Below are 14,380 nucleotides of genomic sequence, written 5' to 3' on the forward strand. Positions count from 1 at the left end.
GGGGACTCGGGTTCTTACCCCCGCTCGGCCTTCGGGTCGCGGGTCATGAGTTCAAGGACCGCCTGCCGTGCCGGCTTGTCCTCGTAGAGCACCTGGTAGACCTTCTCGGTGATGGGCATGTCGACCCCCATCTGGCTGGCAAGACGCCAGGCCGACTCGGCGGTCTTCACCCCCTCGGCCACCATCCGCATCTCCCCGAGGATCTCCGCAAGGCGCATCCCCTGGCCCAGCTTCATCCCCACGGTCCGGTTGCGGGAGAGGTCGCCGGTGCAGGTGAGGACCAGGTCCCCCATGCCGGCAAGCCCGGCGAAGGTGGCCGGATCCGCCCCCATGGCGCGGCCGAGGCGGTTCATCTCGGCGAGCCCCCGGGTGATGAGGGCGGCCCGGGTGTTGTGGCCGAGCCCCAGGCCGTCGGAGATCCCCGCGGCCAGGGCGATGACGTTCTTGAGGGCCCCGCCGATCTCGACCCCCACCACGTCGCTGTTGGTGTAGACCCGGAAATAGGGGGCGGTGAAGAGGCGCTGGACCTGGGCCGCAGCCTCGAGATCGGCGGAGGCCGCCACCACCGCCGTCGGCATCTCCTGGGCCACCTCCCGGGCAAAGCTTGGGCCCGAGAGGACGCAGAAGCGGCCGGCGACTGCGGGGGGGAGGACGGCGGCGCAGACCTGGTCCATGGTCATGAGGGTATCGAGCTCAATCCCCTTGGAAGCGTTCACCAGCGTCACCCCGGGCCGCAGGAGGGGAGCGAGCTGCGTCAAGACGCTCCGCATGACCTGGGAGGGGGAGACGAGAACCAGCACATCTTTCCCCGTTGCCGCCTCCTCAAGAGAGTTGGTGAAGGCGAGGCCGGCAGCGAGTTCCGTGCCGGGGAGAAAGAGGGTGTTGACCCGCGTGGCCCGCATCTCCGCCACCAGCTCCGGCTCATAGGCCCAGAGGGTGACGTCCAGCCCCTTCTTTGCCAGAAGATTTGCCAGGGTCGTTCCCCAACTCCCCGCGCCGATGACTCCGATCTTTTCGCCCATGGACAGTCCCTCGCTCATGTTAGTTAACCAGCTAATAACACAGAGCAACTGAGCAACAGAGAAAACCCCTTTTTTCGAAAAATCCTGCCTGTTCCCAACTAGGGTTTTTTCTCAGATTTTACTCCGTTGCTCCGTTGCTCAGTGTTTCAAATAGCTTTTGCGCTTAATCCCACTCCCCATCCTCGTCGTCCCAGGGGGTGGGGGGGAACTGGTACCCTTCGGCCCGGGCCTCCCGGACCATGCCGATCAGTTCCAGGAGCCAGCGCCGCAGGAAGGGGTGCCGGTGAAGGGGGATGATCCCCCGGGAGAGGCTCACCGCGCAGGCCACGGTCTGGGCCACCGGGTGCTCCTCCCGGCCGGCGCGGACCATGAGGTCGGCCGTGAGGAAGAGCCGCCGGACTATCCGCTCCAAGCGGGGGGCCACTTCCTGGCTGCACCATTGCTCCAGGAACCGGTCCACGGCCGCCTCGTCCTCCCGGGCAAAGGGTTCGTCGCCGAACCGCTCCAGCTCGTCGGCCAGAAGCCGGGTCCGGCTGTCGAAGAAGAACCAGCCGTCAAAGAACCAGTCGTCCAGGAGCCCGGCGCTCCCGGCTACCTCATCAGGGCGGTCCGCCCCGGCCAGTTCCATCCCCCCGAAGGAGGGGACGTAGGGGCGCGGGGTCACGTCGAGCCCCGACAGGATCCGCTGCCGCACGTAAAACTCGGGAGGGAGGTAGAAGCCGCTTGCGTGGCTCCGCTCCAGGGCATCCCCGATCAGATCGGCCGCGTAGCCCGGGTCCACCGCCACCAGGGTCTCTTCCACGGCGTTTTCCCGCACGATATCCCCATATTCGTCCGGCGTCAGGCCGCTCCATCCCCAGGCATCCCGCATCCCGTCGGTCTCGTGGAGCTCCATGAAGAGAACGTCGAGACGATCGGACGCTGTCCAGCGTGCCACCAGGAGGCAGCTGAGTCCTGCGGCATCGGGGGGGCTCGCCCACGTGGCATGGAATGGCAGCTGCGGTTCCGCCCCGCCGTCGCCGGCGTCGACCCCCAGGAACCCCAGCCTCCGCAGGCTCCGCTCGGCCAGGGAACGGTGCTCTTCGAGCGCTTCGGCCAGATAACGCCGAAGCAGACGCGCAGCCCCGGGGAATCTGACCCTCCCCAGGGTCTCAATGATCTCCCGGTGGGTATCCGGCTCGTCGAACGCCAGGAGGACCCCGAAGAGGTCCACCACCCGGGGGTCGTCCACGAAGCAAAGCTCACGGACGATGGCCTTCTGGGCCTCCAGGCCGTAAGCGGCGAACTCCTCCATGAAAACGATGAGCCCTTCCTCCCCCCGGTCAAGGAGCCGGGGAACCGCAAGCCGAAGGGAGCCTCCGCTCCCGTCCACGGCCTGGGCGAAGGGGGGGGCTGACACGTCCACCCCATAGCCGGCCAGTGCCTGGATGAGGGCCAACCGGGCCGGTCCTTCCAAGTCCTTCCGGGTGAGGGCCACCTGGATCAGCTGCTCCAGCCACCCGTCATCCTCAAAGAAGCTCAGGAGCGTGGTGTAGCGGGAGATGACCGCTTCGTTCTTCTCCCGCCAGAGGCGCCGGAAGAGGGGAGAAAGGGCCCGGCGTCCCGCCGCCCTTAGCGTGGTGCCGATCCTGGTCAGTTCGTCGGTGGTGACGGTCTCTCTTGTCAGTTCCTCCAGGAGGTTCAGGATCGTGTGGCGCTCCCGGAGACTCGTGTCGATGCTGCGATTACTTTTCATAGGCGGGGACCGGGGACCAGGGACCCGCGGCCGGAAAATACGCATCATCCGGTCTTGGGCCGCTGTCCGTCGCGGCTACTCCTCGACAACCTCCGCCTCGGGAACGTCATCGCCGCTGTCGGGCCCCTCATCTCCCTCATCCTTTTCGGCCAGCTTGGCCACGGCCACGATCCGCTCGTTCTGCTCGGCGGTCATGAGCCTGACCCCCTGGGTGTTGCGGCCGATGACCGAGAAGGGGGCCACGGGTATCCGGAGGATCTTCCCCTGGTCGGTGATGAGCATCAGGTCGTTCTCGTCGGTCACCTGCATGATGTCCACGACGCAGCCGTTGCGCTCGGTGGTCTTGATGGTGATGATCCCCTTGCCCCCCCGGGACTGGACCCGGTACTCGTCCAGTTCGGTCCGCTTGCCGAAGCCGTGCTCGGTGACAGTGAAGATGGTGGAGCCGGTGGCGCTCGGGTTGATGACCTCCATGCCGATCACCACGTCGTCGTCCTCCAGGGTCATTCCCCGCACCCCGCGCGACACGCGCCCCATGGGACGGGCGTCCTCCTCGTGGAAGCGGATCGACTTGCCGTTCCTGGATGCCAGGAGTACGTCCTGCCGCCCGTCGGTGAGGGCCACGGCAATGAGCTTGTCCCCCTCGTCCAGGTTCACGGCGATGATCCCGCCGCTCCGGATGTTGGCGTACTCCCGCAGGGGGCTTTTCTTCACGACACCGAGGCGGGTCGCCATGAGGATGTTCCGCTCGTCGTCGAACCCCTTCACCGAGAGAATGGCGGTGATCTGCTCGTTCTCCTGAAGGTTCAGGAGGTTGACGATGGCCTTGCCGCGGGTGGCCCGGCCCCCCTCGGGGATCTCGTAGACCTTGATCTGGTAGACCTTGCCGGCATCGGTGAAGAAGAGCATGAAGTCCTTGCTGGAGGCGACGAAGAGGTGCTCGACGAAATCCTCCTCCTTGGTCTTCATGCCGGTCTTCCCCTTCCCCCCCCGGCGCTGGGACCGGTACTGGGAGACGGCGGTCCGCTTGATGTAGCCGGTGTGGGAGACGGTGACCACCACGTCCTCCTCGACGATGGTGTCCTCCAGGGAGATCTCGGCGCTCCGGTCCACGATCTCGGTGCGGCGCTCGTCGCCGAACTTTTCCTTCAGTTCCCGCAGCTCTCCCACGATGATCTTGAGGATCTCCGCCTCGGAGGCGAGGATCTCCTTGAGACGAGCGATGTACTTGAGGATGTCCTCGTACTCCTGGAGGATCTTGTCCCGCTCCAGACCCGTAAGGCGATGGAGCCGCAGGTTCAGGATCTCCTGGGCCTGGACCTCGGTGAGGCGCACCGGTTTCTGGTACTGGCTGTGGATGGCCGGCAGGGGGAGCCCCATCTTCTGGAGCCACTCCTCGTCGGAAAAGAGGCCTGACATGAGCCCTTCCCTGGCCTCGGCCGGGGTCTTTGACCCCCGGATCAGCTCGATGACCGCGTCGAGCCAGTCGAGAGCAATCTTGTAGCCTTCCAATATGTGGGCCCGGGCCTCGGCCTTCTTGAGATCGAAGATGGTGCGCCGGGTGACGATCTCGCGGCGGTGGTCGATGAAGTGACCGATGGCGTCCTGAAGCGTCAGGACCTTCGGCCGTCCCGCCACGATGGCGAGCATGTTGATGCCGAAGGAGGTCTGCATCTGGGTCTGCTTGTAGAGGTGGTTGAGGATCACCTGGGGATTCTCGTCCCTCTTGAGATCGATGACGATCCGCATCCCGTCCCGGTCGGACTCGTCGCGGATGTCGCTGATCCCCTCCAGCTTCTTCTCCCGCACCAGCTCGGCGATCTTGGTGATGAGGTTCGCCTTGTTCACCTGGTAGGGAATCTCGGTGACGACAATGGACTGGCGCTCGGTCTTCTTGTGGGTTTCGATGCTGGCCCGGGCTCGCATCTGGACGATGCCGCGGCCGGTCCGGTACCCCTGGAGGATCCCCTCCCGGCCGTAGATGAACCCGCCGGTGGGGAAATCGGGACCGGGGACCAGGGCCAGGAGCTCCTCGAAGCTGATGTGCGGGTTCCCGATGGTGGCAATGATCCCGTCGATGACCTCCGAGAGGTTATGGGGGGGGATGTTGGTGGCCATGCCGACGGCAATGCCGGAGGAGCCGTTCACCAGCAGGTTGGGGAACTTGGAGGGGAGCACCAGTGGCTCCGTGAGGGAGCCGTCGTAGTTGAACCCCAGATCCACGGTCTCCTTCTCCAGATCGTTCAGGAGTTCGTGGGCCAGCTGTTCCATCCGGATCTCGGTGTACCGCATGGCCGCCGGAGAGTCGCCGTCCACGGAGCCAAAGTTCCCCTGGCCGTCCACCAGGGGGTAGCGGAGCGAGAAGTCCTGGGCCATCCGGACGATGGTGTCATAGGCCGCCGTGTCGCCGTGGGGGTGGTACTTACCGATCACGTCCCCGACCACCCGGGCCGATTTCTTGTAGGGCTTGTTGTAATCGTTCCCCATGTCGTACATGGCGTAGAGGCAGCGCCGGTGCACCGGCTTCAGTCCGTCCCGCACGTCGGGGAGGGCCCGGCCGATGATGACGCTCATGGCATAGTCCATGTACGAGCGCTTCATCTCGTCTTCGATATTGACGGCAGTCTTGTTCAGGGTATGTTCAAGCATTCTGTTTCCTCGGATAATTACTAATATCGGTCATCAGATGTCGAGGTTCGACACGTTCAGGGCGTTCTTCTCGATGAAGTCCCGGCGGGGCTCCACCTGGTCTCCCATGAGGATGGTGAAGATGGTATCGGCCTCGATGGCGTCCTCAATCTTCACCTGGAGGAGGGTCCGGTTGGTGGGCTCCATGGTGGTCTCCCAGAGCTGGTCCGGGTTCATCTCGCCGAGACCTTTATAGCGCTGGATGGAGAGCCCCTTCTTGGCGGAGTCCATGAAGAAGGAGAGGAGGTCGAGCCCGATGGCGGTGGCGAAGAGCTCCCTCCCCTCGCTGGAGACCACGGCCCGGCCGTCGCCGAACATCTCCCTGACCTTCCGGAAGCTTTCGGCCAGGAGCCCGTACTCGTAGGACCCTATGATGTCGAGAGTGTGCTGGTCCAGGGCAATCCGGAGGTTGCCGAGCCGCACGATTGCCCGCCCGTCGTCCAGGGGGCTGGAATCACCCCCCTCGTAGACCCGGGATATGTTCGCCAGGTACGGCACCAACTGCTCCATGTCCTCGATGCCGGACTTGACCCCAAGCCGCAGAAAGACCCGGATGAGCTCCTCATTGATCCCCTTGCGCACCACCTTGTCCAGAATGGTCCGGTACTCCACCAGCTGCTTGAGGATCGGGATGATCTGCTTGCCGGTGTAGGTCTTCTCGCCGTTCTCCAGGAAAAGGACCATATCCTCGGTCCCCTCCTCCAGGAGGTAAGTCTGCATGGCCGCCTCGTTGCGGAGATAGAGCTCCTTGCGTCCCCGCTTCACCTTGTAGAGCGGCGGCTGGGCGATGTAGAGGTGCCCCCGCTCAACCACCTCCGGCATCTGCCGGAAGAAGAAGGTGAGGAGCAGCGTCAGGATGTGGGAGCCGTCCACGTCGGCGTCGGTCATGACGATGATCCGGTGGTAGCGGAGCTTGGCCACGTCGAAGTCTTCCTTGCCGATGCTGGTCCCCAGGGCAGTGATCAGGGTGCCTATCTCCTGGGAGGAGAGCATCTTGTCGAACCGGGCTTTCTCCACGTTGAGGATCTTCCCCTTGAGCGGCAGGATCGCCTGGAACTTCCGGTCCCGTCCCTGTTTGGCGGAGCCGCCGGCGGAGTCACCCTCGACGAGATAGAGCTCACAGAGGGCCGGGTCCCGCTCCTGGCAGTCGGCCAGCTTGCCGGGGAGGCTGGAGATGTCCAGGGCACTTTTACGCCGGGTCAGCTCCCGGGCCTTGCGGGCCGCTTCCCTGGCCCGGGCCGCTTCGATGGATTTGCCGATGATGTCCTTGGCGATCTTCGGGTTCTCCTCCAGGAAGACCGCCAGCTGCTCGTTCATGAGGGATTCCACGAACCCCTTCACCTCGGAGTTCCCGAGCTTGGTCTTGGTCTGCCCCTCGAACTGGGGCTGGGGAATCTTGACTGAGATTACCGCCGTGAGCCCCTCCCGCAGATCCTCGCCGGAGATGGAGACCTTCTCCTTCTTCGTCAGCTCGTTGGCCGCGGCGTAGGAGTTCATGGAGCGGGTGAGTGCCGCCCGGAACCCCACCAGGTGGGTACCACCCTCGTGGGTGTTGATGTTGTTGGCAAAGGTGAAAACCTTCTCGTCGTAGGAGTCGTTGTACTGGATGGCGATCTCCATGTCGATCCCCGCCCTCTCACCCCGGAAGTAGACCGGTTTCGGATGGAGCACGGTTCGGTTCCGGTTCAGGTACTCCACGAAGGAGACGATTCCCCCCTCGTAGTGAAAGTCGTGGTGTTTACCCTCTTCCCGCTCGTCGGAGATGGTGATCCGCACCCCGGCGTTCAGGAAGGCCAGCTCCCGCAGCCGCTGGGAAAGAATATCGAAGGAAAATTCCGTTGTCTCGAAGATGGTGTCATCGGGGAGGAAAGTGATTCTGGTTCCCCGTTTCTTGGTCTCCCCCACAATTTCCAGGGGAGTCAGCGGTGCTCCGTAGGCATAGGACTGCTGAAACACCTTCCCGTCACGGCGAATTCCCAGTTCAAGCTTTTTCGACAGGGCGTTAACGACCGATACGCCGACCCCGTGGAGACCGCCGGACACCTTGTAGGATGTGTTATCGAACTTACCGCCGGCATGGAGAACCGTAAGGGCCACCTCCGCCGCCGGTTTCCCTTCAGTGGGATGCATCTCGGTGGGAATACCCCGGCCGTTGTCCACCACCGTAATGGAGCCGTCCAGGTGGATGGTGACGTTCACCTCGTTGCAGTAGCCGGCCAGGGCCTCGTCGATGGAGTTATCGACAATCTCGTAAACCAGGTGGTGGAGCCCCTGGCTCGAAGTTGAGCCGATGTACATTGCGGGACGCTTGCGAACAGCTTCGAGCCCCTCAAGGACCTTGATCTTGTCCGCTCCGTAATCGTTGTTCAGTTCGTCAGCCATACTTCTCCCTCTATGAAGGCGTTACCGTTCCACGTGAAACGTGAAAGGACGCATGGGTTGCAATCCCCGCCAGGCGGAGGGTTGAAACATCGGTGGTGGTGATAAAGACCTGCATCCGCTTTTCCCGGAGGAAGGTCATGAGATTTTCGTTGCGCTGCGGATCCAGCTCCGAAGATATATCATCCAGCAGCAACACCGGCGGGGCTCCGTTAAGCCGCTCCAGGTACTCTATCTCGGCCATCTTGAGGGCCAGGACAAAGCTGCGCTGCTGCCCTTGGGAGCCATGGGTGCGGAGCACCCGGCCGTTCAGGATAAAGTCAACATCATCCCGGTGGGGGCCAACCACGGTGGTACCCCGGCGGAGTTCCTCGGCTTCATGGGCTTCAAAGAGCGCCAGCAAGGCGCCGGTTCCCTCTCCGGCAACCCGTTCGGGGCTCGTAAGATGCGGGCGAAAGGCAAGTCCGGCCTCTTCATTGCACCCGGCAATATCCCGGTAAAAACGCTGTACCAGCGGTTCTACCTCGGCCAGATACTCCATTCGTTTCATCATAAGCCGGGTACCGGCCTCGGCCAACTGGCCGGTCCATATGTCCAAGCCATCCCGGCTGCCCCGTTTCAGCAGGGCATTGCGCTGTTTGAGAAGCCGGTGATACTCGTGGTGGAGGAGCAGGTACCCCAGATCTCCGCTGAAGATGGCCCGGTCCAGGTAACGGCGCCGGAGGTCCGGGCCGCTGCGGGCCATGGCGATCTCCTCGGGGGAGAAGACCACGGCGTTCACGTTGCCGAAGAAATCGGCGAGCCGGGTCACCGGCTTCTGGTCGACCCTCGCTTTGCGGCCTTCCTTCCCCAGGTAGAGGGCGATCTCCCTGCCGACCCCATCCCGTTCGGCCCAACCCCGCAGCAGTGCATGTGGAGCGTTCCAGGTAACGAGATCAGGGGTCTTGGCGAGGCGAAACGACTTCATGGTCCCCAGGAGATAGATGGCCTCCAGGACCGAGGTCTTCCCCTGGCCGTTGGCGCCGTGGAGGACATTGAAGCGCCGGTCGAAGCGGATCTCCGCCGCGGCGATGTTCCGGAAGGAACTGATCTGGATCTTCGTCACGAACATGGTGTTTCTATAGCCGAAAGAACGGCAAAAGGCCTCTCCCGGGGAGGGGCCTTCGCCTTCCGTGCCTGCCGGTTACTGTTTCCTACAGCCGCATCGGCATGATCACCGCGGTGAAACCGTCGACCGCGGCCGGTTTCACGATGGCCGGCGACAGCTCGTCCCGGAGGACCAGCGCCACTTCGCTCTCGTTGAGGACCGCCAGGACGTCCAGGAGGTACTTGGCATTGAACCGGATGGAAAGGGGAGGGCCGCTGTAGGCTGCGTCCAGTTCCTCCGACGCTTCCCCCAGTTCAGGGTTGCTGGAGGAGATGATCATCTGCTCGCCGTTGATCTCCATCCGGATCCCCTTGAACTTCTCGCTGGAGAGGATCGACATCCGCCGCAGGGAGTGGAGGAACGGATCCCGGGCCACGGTCACGATCTTGTCGTTGGCCACGGGGACTACGCGGGTGTAGTCGGGGAACTCGCCGTCCACGAGCCGCATCACCACCACGGTGTTCCCCTTCTTGATGACGGCGCTGTTGTCCATGAAGCCGAGGGCCAGTTCTTCGGTGGTCGCCTCCTCGCAGATCTTCTTGAGCTCGAAGATACCCTTCTTGGGGAAGATGACCCCCTTGGCCATCTCGGGCCCCACGGCCCCGTGGAATTCCTTCTCGGCGATGGAGAGGCGGTGGCCGTCGGTGGCCACCATCCGGAGAATCGGTTTATCATCTTCAACGGTGGCCTTCACGAAGGTGCCGTTCAGGTTGTACTTGGTCTCGTCGAAGCAGATGGCGTAGGCGGTCTTCTCGATCATGTCGGCCAGGAGCGCCCCCTCGATCCGGATCAGGCTCTCTTCGTTCACCTTGGGGAAATAGGGAAACTCCTCGGGGGAAAGGCCGACGATGCTGAAGTGGGCCTTGCCACAGCGGATTTCCACCCAGTCGTTCTCCTTGGTGGCGAAAGAGATGGCTTCCTCGGGGAGTTCCTTGACGATCTCATAGAGCTTCTTGGCCGAAACGGTGATTCGTCCCTCCCGGGTCACAGTCGTCTCGTAGGAACTCTTCATTCCCACTTCCAGGTCCGTGGCCGTCAGTTCGATCCGATCGGCATGGGCCTCGATAAGGACGTTGGAGAGGATCGGCATGGTGTTCCTCTTTTCGACGATTCCCTGGATCTTCTGGAGAGCCCGGGAGAAGGTTTCCTTGTCGATCTTGAATTCCATCGCTCCTCCTTGTCAACAGATGCAGATTAGTATGTTTATGCTTTTTTAAAGCTTAGTAGAAGCAATAGGGGCTGTGGATCCGGGGATAACTCGGTAACTCACGATAGTAACACAATTTTTATAAGTGCTTCCCTGTTGACGGCTGCCGGGTTATCCCGGAGCGGACGGTCAAGGATAGGAAGGTTGTCCACAAAGGGTCCCTCCATTCACAGGGTTGTCCCCTTTAGTTCAACAGCCCCTTGCGCAGGGTCTCAATGGTGCTTTTCAGCTCGAAATCCTGGGAGAGGAGCTTGTCCACCTTCTTCACCGAGTGGATGATGGTCGAGTGGTCCTTCCCTCCGAATTTCTCCCCGATATCCGGGTACGAGGCCTTGGTCAGGTCGCGGCAGAGGTAAATGGCGATCTGGCGTGGCACCACCAGTGCCTTGAGGCGCTTGTCCGACTTAAGCTCCGCCACCTTGATGTTGAAGTGGTCGGCCACATACTTCTGGATCATCTCCACGGTGACCTCTTTGGTCTTGTCGACGATGATGTCTTTCAGAACCTCCCGGGCCATGTCAAGGGTGATGTTCTTTCCCGTGAGGCTCGCCACGGCGCCGAGGCGGATCAGCATCCCTTCCAGCTCCCGCACGTTGGTGCTGGCGCTGGAGGCAAGAAAGAGCGCCACGTCGTCCGGAAGGCGGATGCCGTCGGAATCGGCCTTCTTGCTGAGGATGGCCACCTTGGTCTCGGTGTCCGGGGGCTGGATGTCGGCGATGAGTCCCCACTCGAAGCGGGAGCGGAGCCGTTCCTCCAGGCCGGGGATGTCCTTGGGAAACTTGTCCGAGGTGACCACGATCTGCTTGTGTGACTCGTAGAGGGCGTTGAAGGTGTGGAAAAACTCTTCCTGGGTCCGTTCCTTGCCGGCGATGAACTGGATGTCGTCGATGAGGAGGAGGTCCATCTTGCGGAACTTGTTCCTGAACTGCTCCATCTTCTGGTAACGGAGGCAGTTGATGAGCTCGTTCATGAATTTCTCGGAGGTGTAGAAACAGACCCGGGCCTTGCGGTTCTTGGCCAAAACCTGGTTGCCGATGGCCGTCAGGAGATGGGTTTTCCCCAGACCCACGCCGCCGTAGATGAAAAGTGGATTGTACTTGCCGGCCGGGTTGTTGGCCACCGACAGGGCCGCTGCATGGGCGAACTGGTTGCTCCCGCCGCAGACAAAGGTGTCGAAGGTATACTTGGCGTTCAGATTGGTGGAAAATTCGGCGGGCACGCTTTTTTCCGACTCAACGGGCCCGAGCTCATCCTCTGTGTGGCTTTTGCGTGGGCTTTTCGCTGTCTTTTCCTGTTGCCGGGCCGCCACCTGGAGTTCAACCTGGAAGTGGGAGTCGGTGAGGGAGCGGACCGATTCGAGGATCATGGGAAGATAGCTCTCCCTGACCCGGTCCCTGATGAACTGGTTGGGGGCCTCCAGGAGGAGAGTATTTTTATGGGCTCCGGCGAACCTGATCGGCTCTATCCAGGTGGTGAAGGTCTGGTGCGTGAGCACCTTGGCCAGATTGGATTGTGCCTGGAGCCAAACATCTTCCATAGAGGGTAGTCTCGGGGACCAGTTATACACATGGTTGTCAACAGGTGTGAATAACTGGATTTTTGTTGATAAATTGAGGTATTGGAAGTGGAAAAGCTACTATTCTGGACAGGCTGGATGTAGCCTCAGGATAGAGGAGACTAGCAGAGGAGAGGGTTGTTTGCAAGGCCAAATGTACCGTAGGGAGGTAAATTTGTACTTGACAGACAATGGTTGCTGTGATTAAAGATACTCTCTTTGCAATATCAGCTAAAGAGACACTGATTCAGGGAGATAGCATATGAAAAGGACCTTTCAGCCCAGCAACACTTCCCGGAAGCGCACTCACGGCTTCCGTGTCCGGATGTCCACCAAGAACGGCCGGCTCGTTATCAAGCGTCGTCGTGCCAGGGGGCGTAAGCGTCTTGCTGTGACCATCGCCGGCAAGTAATCCTCCGTTTGCCTTCCGACGCCTGGAGGCGGACCGAGGGGGAATTCCTCTGTTCACGTTCACCAAAGACGAGCGTCTGCTCAAAAGAGTCGATTTTCTCAGGCTCTCGGAGAGAGCGCGCAAGATCAGCACCCCCTGTTTCCTTGTTCTTTGGGTAGCGGGTCCTGAACCAGCTTGTCGTATTGGCATCACCGTAAGCCGCAAGGTCGGCAACGCGGTAACCAGAAACCGGATCAAGCGCCTTGTGCGGGAGTACTATCGACTGCACAAGGCGCTCTTTCCTCCCCTCGACATCAACATAATTGCCCGAAGGGGAGCTGACAAGCTCGACTACCAGGGAGTCTGCAAGGAACTGGACCGGGTGGTGGAGCGCCTTGCGGGCCTCACACGATCATGCTGAAGATTCTCATCAAGATCATCGGCATCTACCAGCGCTACCTCTCGCCCCTCACCGGGCCCACCTGCCGCTTCTATCCCTCCTGTTCAACCTATGCCAAGGAATCGCTCATGCGGCACGGCCTGCTCAAAGGGCTGTGGTACAGTGCCGTCCGGATCATGAAATGTCATCCGTACCACCCCGGTGGCTACGACCCCGTCAAGTAACCATCCATCAGGAGCTGACATGGAAAAAAGGGCTTTGATTGCAGTTATCCTCTCTATTGTATTCTTCTACGGGTACTCGGCCCTGTTCCCCCCGCCGAAGAAGGAGGCTCCGGCGCCGTCCGCCCAGCAGGCGGTGACCGGTTCCCAGCCGGGAGCACCCCAGGCTTCTGTAGCAGCAGTTCCGGCCCCTTCACCTGTGCCCGCTGCAGCGGTTAAGGCCCAGCAGAAAGAGATAGCCGTCGAGACGCCGGACTATACGGCGGTCTTTTCGACTCAAGGGGGTAGTCTGACCCGCCTTGTCCTGAAAAAGTACCGGGAAACCGCTGACCTCACCGGCAAACATGTCACCCTGGTGGACGAGCGCGACCCGTCCGCGTATACCCTCTCCACCCGTGCTGCCGGCATTGGTCTCGATCTGTCTGCCCTCTTTGTGTCGAGCGCCGACTCCCTGACCGTGGAGGCAGGGGAGAAGAAGGAACTGGCCTTCACCTGGATCTCGCCTGCCGGCGTCACGGTCCGCAAGATTTACACTTTCAAGGGTGGCAACTACGGCATCGACATGGTCTACCAGACTGCCAATTCCGGCACGGCCCGGGCCGGAGCCGCCTTCCAGACGGTCATGACCTATCCGGCGGTTCCCCGGGTAAAGGAGAGCCGGCTTGAGACGTTCGGACCGGTGACCTTTGCCCAGGACAAGCTTACGGAGGAGAAGGTCAAGGACCTGGTCGGGCAGGGGAAGAGCTACAGTGCACCTCTCTGGAGTGGTTTTGCCGACAAGTATTTCCTCTCGGCCGTCGTGGGGCAGGGGGGGAGCATCGCCACGGCCGCTGTCCGCAGCACCCCCCGGGGGATGCTTGAGGACACCATCACCGCACCGGAAACTTCCCTGAATCCCGGCGAGTCGAAATCCGTCGCCTATCGCCTCTACTTCGGTCCCAAGGATCTGGATATCCTCAAGGCACAGGGAAACAGCTTGGAGCGGGCCATCGACCTGGGCTGGTTCGCAATGCTGGCCAAACCGCTTCTCCACAGCCTCAAGTTCTTCTACAAGTACGTCCACAACTATGGCATCGCCATCATCATTATCACGGTGATCCTGAAGATCATCTTCTATCCCCTGACCCACTCCAGCTACAAGTCCATGAAGCAGATGCAGAAGCTTCAGCCGAAGATGCAGGAGGTGCGGGAAAAGTACAAGAATGACCGCGATGCCATGAACAAGGCGATCATGGAACTCTACCAGACCCACAAGGTGAACCCCGTGGGTGGTTGCCTCCCGATGCTCGTCCAGATCCCGGTCTTCTTCGCCCTCTACAAGGCCCTCATGTTCTCCATTGAACTGCGCCACGCGCCGTTCATGCTTTGGATCCAGGATCTCGCCGGCAAGGATCCTTATTATGTGACTCCCATCATCATGGGGATCACCATGGTCATCCAGCAGAAGATGACGCCGTCCCAAATGGACCCCATGCAGCAGAAGATGATGATGGCCCTGCCGGTGGTCTTCACCTTCATGTTCCTGAACTTTCCGTCGGGACTCGTCCTCTACTGGCTCGTGAACAACGTTCTGACCATTATCCAGCAATCCTACATCAACAAGAGCATCGCCGCGGCCGAGGCCAAGTAGGGACA

Annotated in this window: 11 protein-coding genes; 4 read left to right on the forward strand and 7 right to left on the reverse strand. The window is 61.3% G+C overall.

Annotated features, from left to right (window positions below; all coding sequences use genetic code 11):
- Nucleotides 1-14: 14 nt before the first annotated feature.
- The 7 genes from KJB29_RS01040 to dnaA form a co-directional block, all read right to left on the reverse strand.
- Nucleotides 15-1,022 (reverse strand): NAD(P)H-dependent glycerol-3-phosphate dehydrogenase, encoded by a 1,008-nt coding sequence (locus KJB29_RS01040; protein WP_215732973.1) that lies wholly within the window; start codon nt 1,020-1,022, stop codon nt 15-17.
- 163 nt (nt 1,023-1,185) lie between these two features.
- Nucleotides 1,186-2,757 carry a HEAT repeat domain-containing protein gene (locus KJB29_RS01045; RefSeq protein WP_215732974.1) on the reverse strand — a complete coding sequence of 524 codons (1,572 nt, stop codon included), beginning with the start codon at nt 2,755-2,757 and terminating at the stop codon, nt 1,186-1,188.
- Nucleotides 2,758-2,832: 75 nt separating this feature from the next.
- Nucleotides 2,833-5,406 (reverse strand): DNA gyrase subunit A, encoded by a 2,574-nt coding sequence (gyrA, locus tag KJB29_RS01050; protein WP_215732975.1) that lies wholly within the window; start codon nt 5,404-5,406, stop codon nt 2,833-2,835.
- A gap of 33 nt (nt 5,407-5,439) precedes the next feature.
- On the reverse strand, nt 5,440-7,827 hold the full coding sequence (gene gyrB / locus KJB29_RS01055; protein WP_215732976.1) for a DNA topoisomerase (ATP-hydrolyzing) subunit B: 2,388 nt from the start codon (nt 7,825-7,827) through the stop codon (nt 5,440-5,442).
- Nucleotides 7,828-7,837: 10 nt separating this feature from the next.
- Entirely contained in the window at nt 7,838-8,935 is a 1,098-nt protein-coding gene (gene recF, locus KJB29_RS01060; RefSeq protein ID WP_215732977.1) for a DNA replication/repair protein RecF, read from the reverse strand.
- A gap of 82 nt (nt 8,936-9,017) precedes the next feature.
- Nucleotides 9,018-10,139 (reverse strand): DNA polymerase III subunit beta, encoded by a 1,122-nt coding sequence (gene dnaN, locus KJB29_RS01065; protein ID WP_004513721.1) that lies wholly within the window; start codon nt 10,137-10,139, stop codon nt 9,018-9,020.
- A gap of 223 nt (nt 10,140-10,362) precedes the next feature.
- On the reverse strand, nt 10,363-11,715 hold the full coding sequence (gene dnaA / locus KJB29_RS01070; RefSeq protein ID WP_215732978.1) for a chromosomal replication initiator protein DnaA: 1,353 nt from the start codon (nt 11,713-11,715) through the stop codon (nt 10,363-10,365).
- Nucleotides 11,716-11,995: 280 nt separating this feature from the next.
- Between dnaA and rpmH the strand changes: the two genes are divergently transcribed.
- From rpmH to yidC, 4 genes are read left to right on the forward strand one after another with little or no spacing between them, the layout of a single operon-like run.
- Nucleotides 11,996-12,145 carry a 50S ribosomal protein L34 gene (rpmH, locus tag KJB29_RS01075; RefSeq protein WP_004513719.1) on the forward strand — a complete coding sequence of 50 codons (150 nt, stop codon included), beginning with the start codon at nt 11,996-11,998 and terminating at the stop codon, nt 12,143-12,145.
- Between the two features lie 49 nt (nt 12,146-12,194).
- Complete coding sequence (gene rnpA, locus KJB29_RS01080) at nt 12,195-12,545, forward strand: ribonuclease P protein component (RefSeq protein WP_215733371.1); 351 nt, start codon at nt 12,195-12,197, stop codon at nt 12,543-12,545.
- Nucleotides 12,539-12,748 (forward strand): membrane protein insertion efficiency factor YidD, encoded by a 210-nt coding sequence (yidD, locus tag KJB29_RS01085; protein ID WP_004513718.1) that lies wholly within the window; start codon nt 12,539-12,541, stop codon nt 12,746-12,748. Before rnpA ends, yidD begins: the two co-directional genes overlap by 7 nt.
- A 19-nt stretch (nt 12,749-12,767) precedes the next feature.
- Nucleotides 12,768-14,375 carry a membrane protein insertase YidC gene (gene yidC / locus KJB29_RS01090; RefSeq protein ID WP_215732979.1) on the forward strand — a complete coding sequence of 536 codons (1,608 nt, stop codon included), beginning with the start codon at nt 12,768-12,770 and terminating at the stop codon, nt 14,373-14,375.
- Nucleotides 14,376-14,380: the final 5 nt, after the last annotated feature.

This window comes from Geobacter grbiciae, from assembly GCF_018531165.1.
GTDB classification, from domain to species: domain Bacteria; phylum Desulfobacterota; class Desulfuromonadia; order Geobacterales; family Geobacteraceae; genus Geobacter; species Geobacter metallireducens.